At 47.3% G+C, this 19117-nt stretch carries 16 protein-coding genes and 1 pseudogene; 11 read left to right on the forward strand and 6 right to left on the reverse strand.

Annotation, left to right across the window (positions count from 1 at the left end):
• Positions 1 to 53 precede the first annotated feature (53 nt).
• Together ACSAZK_RS17720 and ACSAZK_RS17725 are read left to right on the forward strand one after the other, a co-directional pair.
• The gene (locus tag ACSAZK_RS17720; protein WP_440955332.1) at positions 54 to 2447 is read left to right on the forward strand and encodes a S8 family serine peptidase; all 2394 of its coding nucleotides are present in this window, start codon (positions 54 to 56) and stop codon (positions 2445 to 2447) included.
• Between the two features lie 190 nt (positions 2448 to 2637).
• A complete protein-coding gene (locus ACSAZK_RS17725; protein WP_440955333.1) occupies positions 2638 to 3537 on the forward strand; it encodes a hypothetical protein in 900 nt (299 codons plus the stop codon).
• An 89-nt stretch (positions 3538 to 3626) separates the two neighbouring features.
• Here ACSAZK_RS17725 and rnhB read toward each other — a convergent pair whose 3' ends face one another.
• Complete coding sequence (gene rnhB, locus ACSAZK_RS17730) at positions 3627 to 4289, reverse strand: ribonuclease HII (protein ID WP_440955334.1); 663 nt, start codon at positions 4287 to 4289, stop codon at positions 3627 to 3629.
• A gap of 324 nt (positions 4290 to 4613) precedes the next feature.
• Here rnhB and ACSAZK_RS17735 point away from each other — a divergent pair, with 324 nt between their 5' ends.
• Together ACSAZK_RS17735 and pheT are read left to right on the forward strand one after the other, a co-directional pair.
• Entirely contained in the window at positions 4614 to 6113 is a 1500-nt protein-coding gene (locus ACSAZK_RS17735; RefSeq protein WP_440955335.1) for a PAS domain-containing sensor histidine kinase, read from the forward strand.
• Positions 6114 to 6223: 110 nt separating this feature from the next.
• On the forward strand, positions 6224 to 7852 hold the full coding sequence (pheT, locus tag ACSAZK_RS17740) for a phenylalanine--tRNA ligase subunit beta (protein WP_440955336.1): 1629 nt from the start codon (positions 6224 to 6226) through the stop codon (positions 7850 to 7852).
• A gap of 119 nt (positions 7853 to 7971) precedes the next feature.
• On the opposite strand, the gene ACSAZK_RS17745 is transcribed toward pheT, so the two are convergent.
• On the reverse strand, positions 7972 to 8607 hold the full coding sequence (locus ACSAZK_RS17745; protein WP_440955337.1) for a restriction endonuclease: 636 nt from the start codon (positions 8605 to 8607) through the stop codon (positions 7972 to 7974).
• A 158-nt stretch (positions 8608 to 8765) separates the two neighbouring features.
• Between ACSAZK_RS17745 and ACSAZK_RS17750 the strand changes: the two genes are divergently transcribed.
• The 4 genes and pseudogenes from ACSAZK_RS17750 (at position 8766) to ACSAZK_RS17765 (ending at position 10071) form a co-directional block, all read left to right on the forward strand.
• Positions 8766 to 8993, forward strand: a complete 228-nt coding sequence (locus ACSAZK_RS17750) for a hypothetical protein (RefSeq protein ID WP_440955338.1) — start codon at positions 8766 to 8768, stop codon at positions 8991 to 8993.
• A 17-nt stretch (positions 8994 to 9010) separates the two neighbouring features.
• Positions 9011 to 9079, forward strand: a pseudogene (locus tag ACSAZK_RS17755) (hypothetical protein); the annotation flags it as partial.
• A 104-nt stretch (positions 9080 to 9183) separates the two neighbouring features.
• Entirely contained in the window at positions 9184 to 9708 is a 525-nt protein-coding gene (locus tag ACSAZK_RS17760; RefSeq protein WP_440957061.1) for a histidine kinase dimerization/phosphoacceptor domain -containing protein, read from the forward strand.
• 228 nt (positions 9709 to 9936) lie between these two features.
• Complete coding sequence (locus tag ACSAZK_RS17765) at positions 9937 to 10071, forward strand: hypothetical protein (protein ID WP_440955339.1); 135 nt, start codon at positions 9937 to 9939, stop codon at positions 10069 to 10071.
• Positions 10072 to 10104: 33 nt separating this feature from the next.
• Here the strand turns inward: ACSAZK_RS17765 and ACSAZK_RS17770 are convergent, their stop codons facing one another.
• Positions 10105 to 10536 carry a hypothetical protein gene (locus ACSAZK_RS17770; protein ID WP_440955340.1) on the reverse strand — a complete coding sequence of 144 codons (432 nt, stop codon included), beginning with the start codon at positions 10534 to 10536 and terminating at the stop codon, positions 10105 to 10107.
• 401 nt (positions 10537 to 10937) lie between these two features.
• Here ACSAZK_RS17770 and ACSAZK_RS17775 point away from each other — a divergent pair, with 401 nt between their 5' ends.
• The 3 genes from ACSAZK_RS17775 to ACSAZK_RS17785 all read left to right on the forward strand — a co-directional run bounded on the left by ACSAZK_RS17775 (position 10938) and on the right by ACSAZK_RS17785 (position 15845).
• Positions 10938 to 12029, forward strand: a complete 1092-nt coding sequence (locus ACSAZK_RS17775; RefSeq protein WP_440955341.1) for an exonuclease/endonuclease/phosphatase family protein — start codon at positions 10938 to 10940, stop codon at positions 12027 to 12029.
• Between the two features lie 585 nt (positions 12030 to 12614).
• A complete protein-coding gene (locus ACSAZK_RS17780; protein WP_440955342.1) occupies positions 12615 to 12989 on the forward strand; it encodes a response regulator in 375 nt (124 codons plus the stop codon).
• A gap of 123 nt (positions 12990 to 13112) precedes the next feature.
• A complete protein-coding gene (locus tag ACSAZK_RS17785) occupies positions 13113 to 15845 on the forward strand; it encodes a hybrid sensor histidine kinase/response regulator (RefSeq protein WP_440955343.1) in 2733 nt (910 codons plus the stop codon).
• A 414-nt stretch (positions 15846 to 16259) separates the two neighbouring features.
• On the opposite strand, the gene ACSAZK_RS17790 is transcribed toward ACSAZK_RS17785, so the two are convergent.
• The 3 genes from ACSAZK_RS17790 to ACSAZK_RS17800 form a co-directional block, all read right to left on the reverse strand.
• Positions 16260 to 17417 carry a hypothetical protein gene (locus ACSAZK_RS17790; RefSeq protein ID WP_440955344.1) on the reverse strand — a complete coding sequence of 386 codons (1158 nt, stop codon included), beginning with the start codon at positions 17415 to 17417 and terminating at the stop codon, positions 16260 to 16262.
• A 312-nt stretch (positions 17418 to 17729) separates the two neighbouring features.
• Positions 17730 to 17870: a hypothetical protein gene (locus ACSAZK_RS17795; RefSeq protein WP_440955345.1), complete on the reverse strand. Its 141-nt coding sequence runs from the start codon at positions 17868 to 17870 to the stop codon at positions 17730 to 17732.
• Between the two features lie 242 nt (positions 17871 to 18112).
• Entirely contained in the window at positions 18113 to 18568 is a 456-nt protein-coding gene (locus ACSAZK_RS17800; RefSeq protein WP_440955346.1) for a DUF3795 domain-containing protein, read from the reverse strand.
• Between the last annotated feature and the right edge of the window lie 549 nt (positions 18569 to 19117).

Raw genomic sequence — 19117 nt, forward strand, 5'->3', positions numbered from 1 at the left:
AGAGGGTGATTTCCGGAAAAAGCCATACTTTTTCAGTCATACTTTTTGTTTTTTTGCTTTCAAGTATTCCCTGCACTGCAGAGGCATATCTGACTACGGAAAATAGAAATGTTACCGGATCGGCTGTAGCCGATGGATCATTTACAGCTGTTAAATTAACTGTGCCCCGCGGATTCCCTGCAGCCGATATGGAGAATTACACGGCCCCTTCGGACCTGGTTTTTGATCCGGGTGCAATGAGCCCTGGCACAACAAACCTATCATCCCTTACGGAAGCCCGGAAAAAATTGTCAACGGACCTGCTCCAGTTAACCGATGATAATTTCCTGCCTCCGGGCATGACCCGCGAAGCCCTGATAGGGCAGATGGAAAGCTTAAACCAGATTACCCGTGTTGACGAGCAGGCCGTCCATGCCAATGACCTTTTTGTCTATTCTGATAACTATAATGCCAGTGTCAACGATATGTACATTGAAGGAAATGTTGATTGTGGATCTGATGATTGTGTGCCTGTTGATAGTGAATATGTCGGTTATGAGCCTGTTGATAGTGAATCTGTCGGTTGTGAGCCTGTTGATAGTGGATCTGATGATTGTGTGCCTGTTGATAGTGAATCTGCCGGTTGTGAGCCTGTTGATAGTGAACCTGCTGAGGACGAAACGGATTCCAGGCTTCAGGGAGCCGACCTGGTCCATGTCTATGTACGCTTCTATCCGGGAAACGGGACCGACTGTGCTGACCCTTATGTGGAAAAGGTCACGGGCAGGGACGAAGAAAACCACCTTATGGCGGCATGGGTGAGGGTTGATTCCTTTGAACAACTTGCTTCTCTGGAATCCGTGCAGTGTGTAAGGACGGTTATGCCTCCGGTTATAAGGACAGGCATGTACACCACGGAAGGGGATGCAATCCTCAACTGTGATGAGGTAAGGGCTCTCCATGGCCTGACCGGAGAGGGCATCAGGATCGGGATTATTTCGAACGGGGTTGACAACCTTGCGGATGCCGTGGCTACCGGGGACCTTCCGGCCAATGTAACCGTTTTAAGCAATTCCGAAGGAGGGGACGAAGGGACTGCAATGCTTGAGATCGTGCACGATATAGCTCCAGGGGCAGAACTGTATTTCCATGATTCCGGAAATAATGTCATAGCGTTTAATAATGCGGTCGATTCCCTTGCAGGGGCGGGCTGTGATATCATCTGCGACGATATCGGCTGGATTTTCGAACCTTTTTTTGAGGATGGGGTTGTTGCATCGCATGTACAGGGCGTAGTCGAAAGCAATGATACCCTGTATGTGAGCGCTGCGGGGAACGATGCCCTCACTCATTACCAGGGAGAGTTCGCTCCTGTAGGGACAAATTTCCATGATTTCAGCGGAGGGACCGGGGAGACGGAATGGCTGTATGGTTTTGTCCCCCCCGGTGGGTCGATTATCGTTGTCTTTCAGTGGAACGATGAATGGGGAAAATCCGAAAACGATTACGACCTCTATCTGGGCGACATGATTAACGGGAGAATTATTTCCTGGAGCACTGATATGCAGGACGGAAACGACCTCCCGATAGAGGCACTGACCTACCTGAACACGGAGCAGACAGGGAAAAACGTTGCAGTGCTTGTCCGGAAAGTTACCGGGGACCCCGGGGTGCTTGAGGTCTTTGTCTATCCTTTTTCCGGGGCTTTCCTGTATGCCAACAACCTGGTTGCGGAAGACTCCGTTTACGGGCACCCTGCAGTGCCAGGGGTCGTCAGCGTGGGGGCGATCAATGCCGCTGACCCGGGAAACGACAACATACAAAGATCCTCTTCCAGGGGCCCGGTTTCGATCTACCACAGTTCTTTCGAACTCCGGGAAAAGCCGGATATCGCAGGCATTGACGGGGTGCAGGTCTCAGGGGCTGGTGGTTTTCCTCCTGTTTTTTTTGGGACAAGTGCCGCAGCTCCGCACATTGCAGGGCTTGCAGGGCTTGTCTGGAGTGGGTTTCCGGAAAAGCCGGGAAGTGAGATCCGGGCAGCCCTCCTTGAGAGTTCGGTGGACCTCGGGGAACCCGGAAAGGACGGAAGCTTCGGGTACGGACGGGCGGATGCTCTTGCCATGTACGAGTTTTTGCTTCCTGCTGTGCCGCTGCCGGTTGCCAACTTTACTGTAAACAGGACGGGAGGACTTGCGCCTCTTACAGTCCAGTTCACAAGCCTTTCGGAAAACGCAAGCTCCCTTTCCTGGGACGTCAACGGAGACAACATCACCGATTATACCGACCAGAATCCGGTGCATACCTACACTGAACCCGGCCTGTACACGGTTACCCTGATCGCCAATAACAGCGCAGGTTCGGATACCCTGACAAAACCCGATTTAGTCAATATCATGAAACCCCGGCCTGTGAAGACCGGAACCCGAGGAATGATCCTGACTCTCCCGGGGGAGCCCTCATTACGCTGACCTGAACTCCAGGTTGCGATGAACGCCTGGATGACCGGTACGCCCGTGCCAGGGACAGGAGCAGAACTAAATCAGGAATACTGCAGGAACTGAACTGATCGATGTCTGGTCTGGCAGAGGGTGAAGATAAAGGCAAATAATTGCAACGGTGAAGAAAGGAGAGAAAGCTGTGGATAAAGGGGGGTGAAACGTGAATAAAGTTGAAAATGGGAGAAAAGCCGAAGATGAGCATAAATCTGGAAATTGGAGAAAAGCAGGACAGACAGGGGGGAAAAGGAGAGGAAGAAGAAGGGCAAAGTTTGTAATGGGATTTTTCCTGCTCTTTATTTTCGTATTTTCAATTCTGCTTCTGGCCGTTCCCGGACTGGCTCCAGGAGAAATTAGTGCTAACAGGAGCATGTCCGCAAACTACCTGGCCCCCGGGGACACTTTCAGGGTTACTGTTAACATGACTGCAGGCGCTGAACTGGTTGCCCCGGCTCTGGACGAAAACCTGCCCGAAGGCTTGAGCATAAGTGAGGTCGAGGATGGCGGAGCCATTTTCAAACCTCTCACAGTGCAATGGATCTGGATAGGGAGCTTTGCAGCTGGGGAAAGCCGTTCTGTGGCCTATGAAGTGGAACTGTCCCTGAAGCCGAGCGAGGACACATACTCCATCAATGCGAACTTCTCGGCTATCGAAGCGGAGCCGATTCCTATTCAGGGGGACAGCGAGGTAACTGTTTCAGAGCCTGTGTCAGAACCTGTTCCGGAACCTGTTTCAGAACCTGTTCCAGAACCTGTTTCAGAACCTGTTCCGGAACCTGTTTCAGAACCTGTTCCGGAACCTGTTTCAGAACCTGTTCCAGAGCCTGTTCCAGAGCCTGTTTCAGAACCTGTTCCAGAACCTGTGTCAGAACCTGTTTCGGAGCCTGTTTCGGAGCCTGTTCCAGAAACTATTCCAGAAACTATTCCAGAAACTATTCCAGAACCTGTTCCGGAAACTATCTCGGAAGAGGAAGGAATCCTGCTCTATCCAGATTGGAGCTTCATATCTATCCCTTACCCGAACAATACCTCAGTGAACAATGGACTTGACGGGGCAGTGTGAACTACCTCTTCCTGCCTCCTTCGGAGTTGAGGAAGGAAACTTCCCGTCTGCAAAGCAAAAAAGTTTGGGATTATTTTCAATATAAGAATTTAACCCTTCTTCAGCTCAGCCCTTATATTCTCCACCGTCTTCCAGGACTGCCTGACAATTTCCGGGAACTCGCCCCCATGGTCTTTTCCCCATTTAAGCAGGAAAGCTTTCGTTTTCGGGTCAGAAGGGTATCCACTCCCGAAATCCGCGCCCCATTCTGTTTTGAGTTCTTCGATCAGTTCATCCCGGCGGACCTTTGCGATAATGGATGCTGCCGAGGCCACGGGGTAGACGGCATCGGCCTGGTGCCTGGAAATTATTTCGATTTCCTTCGCTTTTTCCGGGCAGCTTTTTGCGTACTGTTTGCGCAGGTTTTCGCCAAAACGTTCGGCTTTTACGTCAGCGGCATCGGCGTAGACGGTATCGGGCTGGAGTTTTTCAAGGACCTTTGAAAAGCAGATGACCATTATCTCATTCATGGTAAAGAGCTTCCGGAGTTCGTCGATCTGGGAGGGGCTGACTTCCAGGACAAAGCATTCATCGGCATACTTCCTGATCTGGGTTGCTAGCTGTTCCCTTTTTTTCGGGGTCAGTTTCTTGGAATCCGCAACCCCGAGCACTTTCAAAGCGTGAGCTCTGGATTCATCTATTTTGACGCCCCCTATGCACATGGGCCCGATTACCGGGCCTTTTCCGGCTTCATCGATTCCTGCAATCATCAAAGGTATGCTGCCTCCTGAATAGGGGGAAAAGAAGGTTTTGTTTATTAAAGATGTTTCCCTTCCGGAAACGTGTATTATATATCTGTCCTTCCTTTTCCACCCTGTCTCCTGAAAAACTACAATATATTTTACAACAAAATTTATATCTGGGTATCCATATTCTATATATAAATATATACGGAGTCTCCAGCAGTAAAACATTCATATTTTTAGAATGTTGTCGATAATCTTACCTTTGGTGATGTCGATTATGTTTTTTTCCATCTTCTGCTTTTGATTCCAAGAGGCGGTAACATAAATAATTTATTCACAAGGTGATGGCTCATGGGCAACATGGCTCTGGAACTTATAAGCGCTTTAACTCTCTTATCCATCATATTTTATTTATGGAGTTTTGGGAAGAAAAGTGCGGAAATTTCCAGAAGCGGGTGTCTCCTGATTATCACCGGTTTTTTTCTGGTCTTCATCGGCCGCCTGGTGGATGCAGGTGATGATTTCTGGCTTCTGGAAGAATACCTGGAAAGCACCGTTTATGAAACTGTTCTGGAAGATGTCCTGGGGGGGATAGTCGGCTACCTGTTGATCGGAGCCGGACTGCTTAAATGGATGCCTACGCTGTCAAGTGTTGAAACGTTGAAAAACGAAGTCTCGGAAAGGGAGGCCGCTCAGGAGAAGCTGGGCAGGGAAAGGTCGCTTTTGTCCGGACTGTTAACATCGATTCCGGATGCTGTTTTTTTTAAGGACGCTGAGGGGACTTACCTGGGATGCAACCCTGCTTTTTCAAAGCTTGTGAAGAGGCAGGGAGAAGAGGTTGTGGGGAGGAAGGCCCGCGACCTTTATCCTGAAAGTATGGCGAACTTTATCGGGGACGTGGATAAGGAATGCTTCGAAAAGGGGAAGGTCAGCACGGTTGAAAAGTGGATCGATTCCCCGGATAACAGCCACGTCTTCCTGCAGACCGTCAGGGCTCCTCTTTATGATGAGGCGGGAAGTTTTATCGGGATTGTGGGGGTTAGCCGGGATATTACCGGTAAGAAACTGGCAGAAGAGGCGGTGTTAAAAGCCAGGCTTGCCGAAGATTCCAGCAAGACCAGGAACGAGTTCCTTTCCACAATGAGCCATGAATTGAGGACGCCCCTGAATTCAATCATAGGTTTTTCGGACCTGCTGCTTGAAGGCTCTTTCGGGCCCCTAAATGAACGCCAGACCAAATATATTCAGAACGTACACAATAGCGGAAAGAGGCTCCTGAAAGTTATAAATGATATCCTTGACCTCTCCAAGGTTGAAGCCGGCAAAACAGAACTTGAACCCGAGACATTCAGGGTTGCAAATGTACTGGAAGAAATAGAGAGAGTTTCCGGGCCGCGGGCATCCGCAAAGAAATTGACCCTGAAGTTCAGGGTTGACAAAAGGCTCACAACCATCACCGCGGACAAAATGAGGTTTAAACAGGTCCTTTATAATCTCATAAGCAATGCCATCAAGTTCACACCCGAGGGTGGGACCGTGACCTTATCGGCGGAAAAGGCAGGTAATATTCTGCGGGTCTCAGTAGCGGATACCGGGATCGGGATCTCAAAAAAAGACCAGGAATACCTCTTCCAGCCCTTCAAGCAGCTCGACTACTTCCTGAACCGCCGCTATGAAGGTACAGGGCTCGGCCTGGCCCTGGTCAAAAGGTTCGTTGAAATGCACGGGGGAAAAGTTTGGGTAGAAAGCGAACCCGGGAAAGGCTCTGTTTTTACGTTCGAATTGCCTGTGGACGGGGTTGTTTCTCTGCAGAATGCTTCCGGTTCACAGGCTCCGCTAAATCTCTCATGAAATCTCCCATGAGCAGTTTTGTACTTTATTGGGGTTGGGGGAACAAAAACATTAAATCTGAAGTTGATTATTTTTGGGGTTAAGTTAGCTAGAGACGAGATGAATTCTACATGCCGATAATAACCTTGCATTACGAAGACCTTGAAAAACTCACAGGAACCGATAAGGAAACCATCATCGAAAGGGTGCCCATGATTGGAGCCGATATTGAAAGGATCGAAGACGAGTCCATTGATATCGAGTTCTTCCCGGACAGGCCTGATCTCTACAGCGTGGAGGGGGTTGCCCGGGCCATGCGGGGTTTCCTGGGCCTCGAGACCGGGCTTCCCGAGTACGGGGCAAAGCCTTATGAGGTCTCCATTACCGTCAGCGAGGAGATTTTAAAGATCAGGCCTTTCCTTGGCTGTGCTATTGTCCGGGGCGTTAAGTTCAATTCGGAATCCATAAAGTCCCTGATGGACCTGCAGGAAGACCTGCACTGGGGACTTGGCAGGAACCGGAAAAAGGTTTCTATCGGGGTGCACGACCTTTCGAACGTGACCCCTCCATTCAGGTACACCGCTGTTGAGCCGGATTTCGAGTTCGTGCCCCTGGATTACACCGAAAAAATGAGCATGGCCGAGATCCTGGATAAGCACCCCAAAGGTACGCGCTTTGCTCATCTCGTAAGGGACTTTGAAAAATACCCCATCATCTTTGACTCCGAGGACAATGTCCTTTCCTTCCCGCCCATCATTAATGGGACCCTCACCAGCGTGACCGAAGCCACAACCGAGCTTTTCATCGACGTAACAGGGCTTGGGGAAGCCGTCTACACGGCCCTGAACATAGTGGTCACAGCCCTTGCCGAGCGCGGCGGACAGGTCGAGTTTGTCAGGGTCATCCGGCCCGACGGCGAAGAAATGGTCCTCCCTGACCTCTCCCCCGAAACCAGGACTCTTACCCGGGGAGAGGTAAATTCCCTTATTGGCATGGACTTCTCCGTGGAAGAGATCGTAAAGCAGCTTGAGAAGATGCGCTGCGGAGCAAAAGCCCTGGACGACGAAACGATCGAGGTTAAGGTCCCCGCTTACAGGGCGGATATCTTGCACAACTTCGACCTTATCGAGGATATAGCAGTTGGTTTCGGCTACGGCAACATAGAGATCAAGGTCCCTGAGACTTACACCGTTGGAAAATCCCATCCCATATCCCTCATGCGTTCCGCATTGAACGAGATCATTGTGGGGCTTGGTTACTACGAGGTTATGCCTTTCACCCTAACCAGTGAAAAAGTCCACTTCGAAAACATGCGCAGGCCAAAGACCGATGATGTGACCTACGTCCTCCATCCCATCAGCGAAGACCAGACCCTGGTCAGGACAACCCTGCTCCCGAACCTCATAGAAATCCTCTCCCTGAACCAGCACAGGGAACTTCCCCAAAAGATCTTTGAGGTCGGAGAAGTCGTGGTCAACGAAAAAACCGGGCAGCACGTGGCAGCCGTCTCTATCCACCCACAGGCGAACTTCACGGAAATCTACGAGGTCGTGGACGCCCTCATGCGGGAACTGATGCTTGAGTACGAAGTAAAAGAGTCCGAAGACCCGGCTTTCCTGGAAGGCAGAAGAGCTGATGTCTATGTCAAAGGCAAAAAGATAGGGGTTTTCGGGGAATTCCACCCCGAGGTCATAACCAACTTCGAACTCGGTTATGCCGTTGTCGGTTTCGAGCTCGAGCTTGAGGACCTTATTTCTTAAATTTTTTAATTTTTTAATTTTTTAATTTTTTAATTTTTTTTGTTTCTTTATTTTTTTTGATTTTTTAATTTTTTTGATTAAAAATATTGAGAAATCAACCCAACTTTTTTCTTTTTTCTTCACCCTATCGTTTTCTCCCTCAGCAGTTTTTCCATCTCTGTCGCTATCAGCTTTGCTTTGGAAAGGTCCTCCGTTTCCAGCAGCCGGACCAAAAGCTCCTGCAGCTGCTCCCTCAATAATTCAAGGTCTTCGAGGGCAAGGGCGAGTTCGTAGTGAAGGGTCCCGAGGCTTTTTATTTCCATGAACCTGGCAAGCTTTTCCTTGCTGGCCCTGACCTGGAGGAGGGTTTCGGGGGAGTTCAGGTCAACGTCGTATTCTTCTTCGAAGTCTCCTTTTAGAAGCGTTTTCAACCACCTCACATTCCGGACATGGCTCACGAAAGGGCTGACTTCCCTGTACTCGTAGTCTCCGCTAACCTTCCCGATAATCACTTCGTTCCGGGTCTTGAGCGGGACGGCCACAAAATCCCCCAGCCTGAGATCTTTTATGAAGGAGTTTATTTCCCCTGCCCAGGCCTCGCAGCGTTCTTCCTGCATTCCGGGGTATTTTTCGAGCATTACCTGTTTTACCTGTGCTTTATTCTCGGTACTTGATAAATCCGGAAATTCGGACCACCCTATGGTTATCACGTTGTTTTCCAATATCGCTTCTTCGTCTTCTAACGTGCCTGCGGCTTTGAGTAACCAGAGATTCATATTTTACCTCCCCTTTACCGGGTTTTTTCCTGATCTGATATGATTCCCGAATACGTTTGTACTGGTAATTAATCATTTCTCTCCCACAAGCTCTTCCACAAACTCTTCCACAAACTCTTCCACAAACTCTTCCACAAATCCTGAATAAATCTTTAAACATGAATCCCCTAAAACCTGTAAACATGAACAAAAAGGTCTTTGTGGGGGTGGATGGCTACAGTGAGGGCTGGTTTGCCGTATTTCTGGCAGAGTCAGATCGTGATGAATGTGATAGGGGCAACGGCAATTCGGAGAACTGCAGCTGGGAGCTGGGTGTTTTCCCCGATTTTTCTGCCCTCCGTGACTTCTCAAAAGCAATTACGAAGCTTATGAGCCGCTGGTCCTGATCGACATTCCCATCGGGCTGAAAGCCGGGGGTACCGGGGAGCAGCTCTCGGACCTTGGCGCCCGGAAAATCCTGAAGGCACGGAAGTCCAGCATCTTTCCCGTGCCCTGCCGGGAAGCGGTTTATGCGGAAACTTACGGAAAATCCACAGGGAAGATTTTGACAGGGTCTGTGCCGACCTCGACCACTGTATTGAGGAAGGGTATGAAAGTTTCAAGATGGAGTACCGGATATTCACAAAAGAAGGGGCACTGCGCTGGGTTGACGAAAGGACTTTTATCCAGAGGGATGCGGAGGGCAACGCCACTCTTTTACAGGGCGTGGTCATTGACATCACCGAGAGGAAAGTTGCGGAAGAAGCTCTTGCAAAAGCCGAGCAGCTCCGGAAAAAGGAGATCAACCACAGGATCAGGAATAACCTGCAGATCGTCTCCTCCCTCCTTGGCCTTCAGGCGGAAAAATTCAGCGATGAGAAAGTTGTTGAGGCTTTCCGGGAAAGTGAAAACCGCATCGTGTCAATGTCCCTCATCCACGAAGAGTTGTACGAGTCCGGCGACCTGGACTACCTAGATTTTAGCTCCTACATTCGTAAATTGATCGCGGACCTCCTCAGGTCATATAACGTGGGGAGCTCTGAGATCCGTCTGCATCTGGACGTAGACAGGGTAGTCCTCGGAGTTGATACGGTAATTGCACTGGGAATCCTTATCAATTAACTGTTTACCAACTCTCTTAAGTATGCTTTTAGGGCAGGGACCCTGGGAGAAATCCATATCATACTGCTCAGGGAGGGAGCCGGTATAAATGAAAAGCCAGGTAGGGACGGGGTCAGTGCAAACTTTCAAAACAGCTCTGGAATATATGACCGCTTCATACTTGTTTTTTCAGATAATGAGAAGGGTTTTCTGGAGGGAATTGATTTCAGAAACCCGGAGACTCTGGGTTTGCAGCTTGTGAATGCGCTGGTGGACCAGATAGAAGGCACTATTGAGATGGAAAGAGAAGCAGGCACAAAGTTTATTATCAGGTTCAGGGACGAACTTCAGGGGAACAACCGGAGACTGATGTCGGAAGTTTAAACCTGCGAGAGCCCTTCCATAAACCCTTGAGCTTTATTTTTCAATCGCCACCTTGTCTTCCTTTTTGCCCCCCGGGGCCTTTGTAAGCGCATATGCTAAGTCAAGCCTACCAAAGTCAGCTCGGTCAAAGTCAAGCCTGAGACTCTTTATTTTCTGGTCAGCAAATTCCAGTACTCCAGCCTGCTTTGATAAGATTTCACTGCCATCGTGGAGTATTGCCTTTAGGGTGAATTTCCTGAAAAACAGGCTACCTCCGACAAATCCGTTTTCAGGGATTATCCAGAGTTCGGCAAAGTAACTGTAGAGCCATTCCGTCCACTTTTTTGCCTCGGTTTTCCCCTTAATCTTCTGTCCTGAAAGGAAGATTTCACAGTTTTCATTGAAATATGAAAGTATTGTTACAGTGTCTTTTGCTTCAATTGCTTTGTCTATCCGTAGCGTTATTTCATGCATGGTTTCAGACATTGATACTCCCCAATTACGTACTATTACTCTGTCCCAACTTCTAAATATATTTTTCGATGAAACTTGGAGTGATTGAAAAGTAGGGTGATAGAAAGTAAAGTACAGAATAATCACAACAAAATGAATTGCATCTTTTCTTCTTTGCATCTTTGCATCTTTTGGTTTTTCACCTTGTTTTTAGACTTCCATTACATTTTTAATACTCCTTTGAGCATTTTTCAAAACCAAGGCAATAAATTTAATATATTCTTCCTGCACATTTTTATTTACTTAACTATTATAGTGTATTACTTTTTAAAAGCAAACAGGTAATTTTTGAAAAATATTTTTATTATGTGTTCATAGGCTTTCGGACCTCCGGCATATGCCCGGGGTTGAATGACCTGAAATAGAGGTATATCATGGACTTCAAGAAATTCTATAGAACAGTAATTCCTCTTGCAATCCTTATCGTACTTTTTTCAGGGTGCATAAGCTCTCCGGAGGAAGTTGTGGAGGAAGTTGTTACAGAGATCGGGAACGTTTCCGACACGGAAGCCTCCCTGCCGGTGACCCCGGAGGAAAACGTGGTTCCGGCTCCAGTTGACGGAGCCAATGGCACTGTGGGCGAGGACGTCGGGGAATTAGAGGACAGCGGCGAAAAAGGTGATTCCGGAACCGGGGAGCTGCCCTATACCACAAGGTCCCTTTCGGATGCCAAAGGGAAGGATGAAACAATAAGGGTCGGGGCGTTTAATATTCAGGTATTCGGAGTCACCAAGGCTTCAAAACCCGAAGTTATGGAAGTCCTTGCGCAGATCATACGCAGCTACGACGTCGTCGCGGTACAGGAGATCCGGGACAGTTCCCAGACTGCTCTCCCCCAGCTTGTTGAGGCCGTAAACAGTGAGGGGGCAAGCTACGAATATGTGGTCAGTGAGCGGCTGGGCAGGACTACAAGCAAAGAACAGTATGCCTACGTGTATAACAGCACCAGGCTCAGGGTGGCAGGAGAACCTCATACCTACCCGGAACCCGAAGGCACTGACCCCTTTCACAGGCAGCCTTATATTGCCGGGTTTGAGCTGCCGGGTGAAAACTTCAGTTTTGTCCTGCTCACCGTCCACACCGATCCGGACGAGGCTGAAGAAGAGATAAACTCCCTTGACGAGGCCGTTGAATACGCCCGGACTGCCTACCCTGAGGAAGATGATTTCATCCTGATGGGTGACCTCAACGCTGACGGCTCATATTACGATGAGGACGCCCCGGGAGACCTTAGCGGTCCTGAATACAACTGGCTGATAAACAACAGCCTGGACACTACAACAAAGGCAACCGATTATACCTATGACAGGATAATCGTAAGTGAAGGCGCAGAGTCCCAATTCACCGGAGATGTTGGGGTTTTCAGGTATGACCTGGCTTATAACCTTACTTATGATGAAACGACTGCAGTTTCCGATCACTACCCCGTTTATGCCGAATTCCTCACCTCCGGGGATGAGTTTTAAGGAGATGCGCATGGAGAAGCATTTAAGAGAAGCATTTAAGAGAAGCATTTAAGAGAAGCATTTAAGAGAAGCATTTAAGAAAATGAGTTCCAGGGAGGTGCGCTTTAAAATTTATTCTCATCTCCTGTTTTTTTTATTGTTTTAGAGGTCCCTGCCTTCTTTTGGGTTTGGATAACTGGACCTTCTTTTCCTCGATATTGAAGAATTCCATCATTAGGTTTATATTTATATAGTTATTATAGTCTGCGACGCCCAACATGAGCCAAAATTTTTATATGTTTTGAGCTCGAATTAACTACTAACTTTATTAAATTTTATAATACCTTGGGGGGAGTAGCTAGGGTACTGGATATAATTTTGGATATTCAATTTTATCTATTCTTATCTCTTAGTTGAAAATATAATTTCAAAACGTTTTTATAGTACTATTATAAAAATATTAGTAATAATTAATTAAAATAATAATTATGTTATGTTATATTCCAGGCATGTTGGCTGATTGATGAATAACTGCGAAAGGGTCTATTGATTCATATGTCTCTGGTTCGGTAAGGGAAACAAAATGTTTTGGCATGGCGATATCTTATGAAGAATATACTGGTAGTTGAGGACAATCCTGTGATAATGGAACTTGTCAGAACCCTACTGACATCATTTGGTTATGGCCATACAGGGGTAGAAGATGGGTTTGAAACTCTGAAAGTTGTAAAAGAAAGTGATTTTGACCTTATCTTGCTGGATATACAACTTCCCGGAATGGACGGACTTGAAGTCCTCAAGAGGCTTAAAGAAGATCCGGAAACCGAGAATATTCCTGTTATTGCCCTGACAGCCCATGCCATGTACGGGGATGAACAGAAGTTTCTGAGAGCAGGGTGCAGCGGCTATGTTTCGAAACCCATTGACATTCCAGGGTTCAAATTGTTGCTGGAAAAGTTATTGCCGGATACTGAGGCCTGACACTTAAATCCGATACTAAAATTCGATACTAAAATTCGATACTAAAATTCGATACTGAATTGTTTGAGATAAGGGATAAAAAGTGTCCATAAAGAATGATTTTTGCTTTGTGGGGGTTGTGTGATGCAGAGTTTTTTCAGAGTTCAGTTCTCAAAAACATTAAATGAATTGCTCTTAATTTTGACTGTAGGTCTGATCTTTACAATAATTGCTTCCAATTATAACCTTTTTGAATCTGTAGTGGCGTTTGTCGAGCAGTCTAACAGGTGGGAATTGGGGGGCTTGCTAACTCTTTCGGTTTATCTTTCCTTCGGGCTTGGGGTTTTTTCCCTGAGACGCTGGATGGATACGGAAAACGCCCTTGCCCTTCACAGGATAGCCGAGGCCAACCTCAGGGAAAAAGACGAAAGGTACAGGGCCCTGTTCGAACAGTCCAATGACTCAATCATCATTTCGGACGGCAAATGGGTGCTGGATATCAATGAAAGGGGCAGGGAAGTCCTGGGCGTTGACCGGTTCGACACCGGGAAAGTTTCCCTTATGTCCCTGGTTCCCGGAGAGTATCTCCCCGAAGCCCGGGAAGCCCTGAAAGTAACATGCGAAAAGGGTTCCTCATGCTTTGAAATGAAGTACATGAAATCGGACGGGAAGCTTATTGATGTGGAGGTCAGCTCGTCCCTTATACATAACGATGGAAAACTGGTCCAGATTGTTGCCCGGGACATAAGCTCCCGCAAAAAAGCCGAAAGGTGGGAGCAGGAAAGCAGGGAGAGGTTGAAAACAATAATTGATAATACCCTCTGCGGTATTTTGCTTATTGAGGCCTCCAGCAAAAAAATAGTGGACGCAAACCCTGTTGCAGTGACCACTCTCGGGATGTCCGAAAAAGAACTTTTAGGGGAAATCTGCCACCGTTTCCTTTCCCCGGAAGAAAAAGATAAATGCCTTTCCTTTGATCCGAATCATCCTTCAGACGTGGCCGAAAGTTCTCTCCTGAATGCCAGGGGAGAGCCCGTCCCCATCCTGAAGAGTGTGGTGCCCGTGTCCATCGGGGGAACCGCTTATTTTGTAGAGAGCTTCATCGACCTTTCCGAACGCAAAAAAGCAGAAGAAGAACTGCTCCAGGCAAAGTTTGCTGCCGAAGGGGCCAACCGTGCAAAGAGTGAATTCCTTGCTACCATGAGCCATGAACTGAGGACTCCCCTTACCGCAATCATCGGGTTTTCGGACCTGATGCTCGGAGGCATGACCGGGGGACTCGATGAGCAGAATATGCGGTTCCTCAAAAATATTTCCAACAGTGGCATACACCTCCTTGCGCTGATCAATAACATCCTCGACCTCTCGAAAATCGAAGCCGGGAAAATGGACCTTGAAATTGAGAACTTCTCTGTCCCCGAGGTCTTTGCTGATACCAAAACTGTTACAACTCCCCTCTCCCTGAAGAAAAACATTTCAGTAGAATTCGATGTGAAACAGGGCATTTTCATCAGTGCCGACAGGGTCCGCTTCAAGCAGATTCTCTACAATCTTGTGAGCAATGCAATCAAGTTTACCCCGAATGAAGGGTCCGTGAAAGTATCGGCTCTTCGATGTGAGGACAGGGTCCGTGTAAAGGTTGAGGACACCGGGATCGGGATTGCAAAAGAGGATATGGAACACCTCTTCAGGCCTTTCAAGCAGATTGACTCGGCAACTAACCGCCACTATGAAGGCACAGGCCTCGGGCTGGTCCTCGTCCGGAAGTTTGTTGACCTGCACGGCGGTTCCCTCCATGTGGAAAGTGAACCCGGGAAGGGTTCTTCCTTCATCTTCGAATTGCCGCTCAGGTGCACCGGAAATGAGAGAATACCGGAGGTGAATAACGAAGGTGCAAAGTCTATCAAGGCTGCCGAAACAGGAATCTCCGGAAATGCTGTCGAAACAGGGACCTCCGGAAATGCTGTCGAAACAGGGATATCCGAAAGTGCTTCCGAAACAGAGTTTTCAGGTATTGAAGATAGCGAAGTTGAGGGGAAGGCTACGGATGGGACTGAAAAAGGTCTAAAAATCCCGGAAATTATCGAACCTGAAGGTTCACTCGGTTCCGAACCACTGGTGCTGGTTGTCGAAGACGATGAAATGTCCCGGGAACTGCTCGTTATCACATTAACCGAGGCAGGCTACCGGGTGGCTCAGGCTTCCAGCGGGAAACAGGCCCTTTTGCTGGCCCAGGAATTGAAACCTTTCGTGATCACCCTGGATATCATGATGCCGGAGATGAACGGCTGGATGGTGCTTAAGGACCTGAAAGAGGACGCTGCAACGGCTGAAATTCCTGTGCTGGTAATTTCCATGGACGATGATAGGAAATGCAGCATGCTCTGGGGTGCATTTGACCACCTTGTAAAACCCGTTGAAAAAGGCGTGCTGCTCTCCTCCCTGGACCGCATGAGGGAAATGACCGATATAACAAACCCGAAAATACTCGTTGTTGACGACGAGGCCGCAATAGTTGAGCTTATGGTCTCGATGGTTGAGAATAACGGTTATGAAGTTACCCGTGCATACGGGGGCCGGGAAGCAATTGAAAAGACCGTAAATGAGCATCCTGATGCCCTTATTCTTGACCTGATGATGCCAGGAGTTTCCGGCTTTGACGTAATCCAGGCCCTCAAGCGGAATCCGGATACGGTCGATATCCCGATTATAGTCTGCACCGCAAAAGACCTCACAAGCGAGGAAAAAGAAATGCTCAACAGCAATGTTTCTTATGTCATGCAAAAAGGGGACCTGAGCAGGGATAACCTTATTGCCTTCATTAAATGCGTTGAGCGCAGTGCTGAAACGTGCAGGTGCTGTGGAAGGGTAAGGTAGAAAAACTAAGTTGGAGGTTTCGGCTCCGCAGAAATCCTGTTATATTGTTTGAAATGGTCCTGATTTGTGACCGGGTTAAATCCCGGTTTCAGGTCTTTTCGTGATCTCAGACTTTTCCCGGGGCTCTCACCTCCTGCAAAGCTGGCTGCCTTTTCCGGAATCCCTGTAAATAAATGCTTGAAGAATAAGCCGCTGGTGGAACCCTTCACTCTGTTTTGACATCCTGCCTTTGACATCCTGCCTTTGACATCCTGCCTTTGACATCCTACCTTTGACATCCTACCTTTGACATCCTACCTTCGACATCCTGCCTCTAAGATTTTGTCCGAAAAATAATCTTGTTGAAAATGGGAAATTTTTCCCTCTTTCTCTTTTTTTCCCTGAACTTATCTTATTTCGGAATACAAACTTTGTTTACCACACGCCATTGTTTTTTATGGTGGCCAGAATATTCGTGAACTCGTTATTGAACTTGCATTTCCGGAAATCGGGAGAATCAAGGATGTTTTTCTTTATGCCCTGCATAGCAATCATGAGGCTCATATCGCTGCTGTACTCAAACTCCTCTTCTGTGGGGGTAATGTTTTCGGAGAGGATTTCCATGAATCTCGGGTCCAGGTCGTTTGTAAGGTAGATGTCCAGAATCAAAAGGTCTGCAATTCTTTTGTAAAAGTCGATGAGTTTCTGGTAGCAGGCCAGGGAGCAGACGCTTGAAATATATTTTTGCCGGTTCAGGTAAATCAGGTAGCGGGAGATTGTGCTTATAAGAATCTCGGTGCTTTCGTCTTTCGGGAATGCTATGGGAAATCGCTTAAGCATTTTTGGGTAAAGGTTGCTGTCTGTCCTCAATTTTTCACGTTTCCAAATTTCAGGGAAGGCTCGTGATATGGAGCAGTTTAGCACTGCCGTGATGTAGTGGTAAAGGCTGGGATCGCCAAGAACAATTCCGATCCCGTCCGCAAAAACATGGTCTCCGCTTGCATCATAGGAAGCCTGGAAACGGTAGTGGTCGGTGATGATAATTTTAGGGGTGCCGGTGTAACTGAGGAACTTTTCTTCCTCAAGCTGGTAGCAGTCAGCCGAATCAAGTCTTCCTGAATCAAGTCTTCCTGAATCAAGTCTCCCTGAACCAAGTCTTCCTGAATCAAGCTCCTCTGCATCAAGCAGGGACTTATTTTTAATTTCCAGAAGCCTTTCGTAAGCCATGGGGAACCTTGCTTTCAGGTCGGTGGGCTGGATGACCCGGTACTCCTTTCTGATGCCGTCTCTGAGGATGTCGTAAGGCAGCATAAAGCGATAAGAGGTCTGGCGGATAGCAAATTCATTGGAAAGGGCCCCGTCCATGTAGGGGTGCATTAATTCCCTTTCTATGTTTACGTTTTTGTATAACTTCCTGCAAACGTACGGTGCATCAGGACAGTTTTCTCTTGAAAGGTTCACCCTGTGCAGGAAATCATTTTTTGAAGGAACTCCTTTGAAGATATCTATTGAGATATCCTCAAGTGTGCGCGGAATCTGACTCAATCTTCCTACAATGTCGTCCTTGCTCCAGAACATGTTTTTCCCCTTCATTTTTCATATATTTTAGAAGTTTTGCCCGGTAGCCTCTTTCCGGAGCAGCAAATCCACAAAAGCTACAGCCTTTACCCGGATAGGCTGAATTTTTGACCTTCTAAAATCCCCATGTAAAGTTTGATTATAAAGTATTAATATAATAAACTTTCTATGTCCCCAGGTTTACATTTGCGGAATATTCCTTTCCTCACGGGAAATATACCTGCCATGAAGCTCAAAAAACCGAAAGCAACCTTTCCGGGGCTTGGGGGCTGGTTCCGGGCAAGAATCAGGAATGCAAGAACAAGGTTGACAATTATCACCGGACGTTTAAAACATATTTGCAAATCCTTCTTCCGATGCCAGGGAGTCCGCCTTTGACCTGAGCAGCTTTACGAGTTCTTCCTCGTTTTCCAGTACTTTTGCCTTTTTTGAAGCAGGGGCATTTTCGTCGCTGTCGATGACGAGCACGAAGGGAAATTCGTTTTCCAGGGCATACTCGAGGAAATCCGTGCCGAGTTTTCCTCCGCCATGGACAATGTAACAACCTTTGATTACTGGGAGTTATTCAAGTATTCCTTTTTCAGTATCTATTGCAGACAAGTTTTCGGCTAAAATTTCAGGTCGGTTATTTCCGGTTTTCTCCATGGCAACCCCACACAGGTGTTTGATTTTGGTATTTGGCAGATATTTTGATTGGAAAGTGTCCAGTATTATTTTTGCCAGTTGTAAAAAGGACTGCGGCACCTTCTCCACCCTTCCAGGCCGAATTTCCTTATTTCTTTAAGGTTGTGACTCACTGCGTTTCCGCAGCGGGGCTTCAGGAAATCGAATTTTTCACAGCTCTCAAATGTGCCGCACTCCCAGCAGCCCTCATATCCTTTTTCCCGGCAGCACGCGATAACCGGGCAGGGCTCCTTACTGCACCCTCCTCCAACCCTGCAGCCTTCCGTACAGGAATGCCGGATGAGGGCTTCCAGAACTTCCATAAATGAATCATAGTGCCGAAATTCGGAGCCAAAAGGGCTTTTTACACTTGCATAGCTCTGAAAATCTGCCTTTTCAAGTTCGTCCTTCAACTGCTCAGCCAGTTTGCTGTGACTGTTTCGAAAATGGATACAATCGGCGCAGTAGAGCCCGCAATAGGCTGTGAGTTCCTTTTCCTGCATGGGAAAAAGTTCGACTTAGTTTTATAAGTAGTTCATCGATTTCGAAGTCAGACCGCAAAATCTATTAAAATTTCAATATAATGAAAGGTTTCAGGGCAAAATCGATTGTTATATTGAACGCTATTTAACTCAATTTTTTTGGGAACCAGCTCCAGTATTCTTGTTGTGGATACGATGAGAAGTTCTGAAGCCGGCCCCCTAAATATAATATTCATTCTGGTTAAAAAGTTTATGCAGTACTTCTTTTTGGGGAGGGTGCGGAAAAAAAACTGCACTTTTATAACTGCACTTTTCCGGTCGTTTTCACATTTAAGGTCTCTTTGCGAAGAGTTGCATAAGCAACAAAAATAGGGCTGTAAGCCTGGTATTATGGTTATACGATTTGGTTAAATGTCTAACCACTTGTTTATATATGGCTGGTTAAGCATCTAACCATCTATTTATAAACTATCGGTTAAGCATCTAACCACTCATTTATAAATGAGTGGTTATTCTGGTTTCAAGAGTTAAGAATCGATTCATCGTGAGTGAATAAAATCCGTTTTTCCG

The organism is Methanosarcina sediminis (assembly GCF_052056915.1).
Lineage (GTDB): Archaea > Halobacteriota > Methanosarcinia > Methanosarcinales > Methanosarcinaceae > MTP4.

What these genes read in the sequence shown, in the direction of transcription:
- ACSAZK_RS17790 (WP_440955344.1), bottom strand. Translation starts at nt 17,417, where the DNA reads ATGAAGGGGAAAAACATGTTCTGGAGCAAGGACGACATTGTAGGAAGA.
- ACSAZK_RS17775 (WP_440955341.1), top strand. Translation starts at nt 10,938, where the DNA reads ATGGACTTCAAGAAATTCTATAGAACAGTAATTCCTCTTGCAATCCTT.
- ACSAZK_RS17750 (WP_440955338.1), top strand. Translation starts at nt 8,766, where the DNA reads ATGAATCCCCTAAAACCTGTAAACATGAACAAAAAGGTCTTTGTGGGG.
- ACSAZK_RS17745 (WP_440955337.1), bottom strand. Translation starts at nt 8,607, where the DNA reads ATGAATCTCTGGTTACTCAAAGCCGCAGGCACGTTAGAAGACGAAGAA.
- ACSAZK_RS17770 (WP_440955340.1), bottom strand. Translation starts at nt 10,536, where the DNA reads ATGTCTGAAACCATGCATGAAATAACGCTACGGATAGACAAAGCAATT.
- ACSAZK_RS17785 (WP_440955343.1), top strand. Translation starts at nt 13,113, where the DNA reads ATGCAGAGTTTTTTCAGAGTTCAGTTCTCAAAAACATTAAATGAATTG.
- ACSAZK_RS17735 (WP_440955335.1), top strand. Translation starts at nt 4,614, where the DNA reads ATGGGCAACATGGCTCTGGAACTTATAAGCGCTTTAACTCTCTTATCC.
- ACSAZK_RS17780 (WP_440955342.1), top strand. Translation starts at nt 12,615, where the DNA reads ATGAAGAATATACTGGTAGTTGAGGACAATCCTGTGATAATGGAACTT.
- ACSAZK_RS17800 (WP_440955346.1), bottom strand. Translation starts at nt 18,568, where the DNA reads ATGCAGGAAAAGGAACTCACAGCCTATTGCGGGCTCTACTGCGCCGAT.
- pheT (WP_440955336.1), top strand. Translation starts at nt 6,224, where the DNA reads ATGCCGATAATAACCTTGCATTACGAAGACCTTGAAAAACTCACAGGA.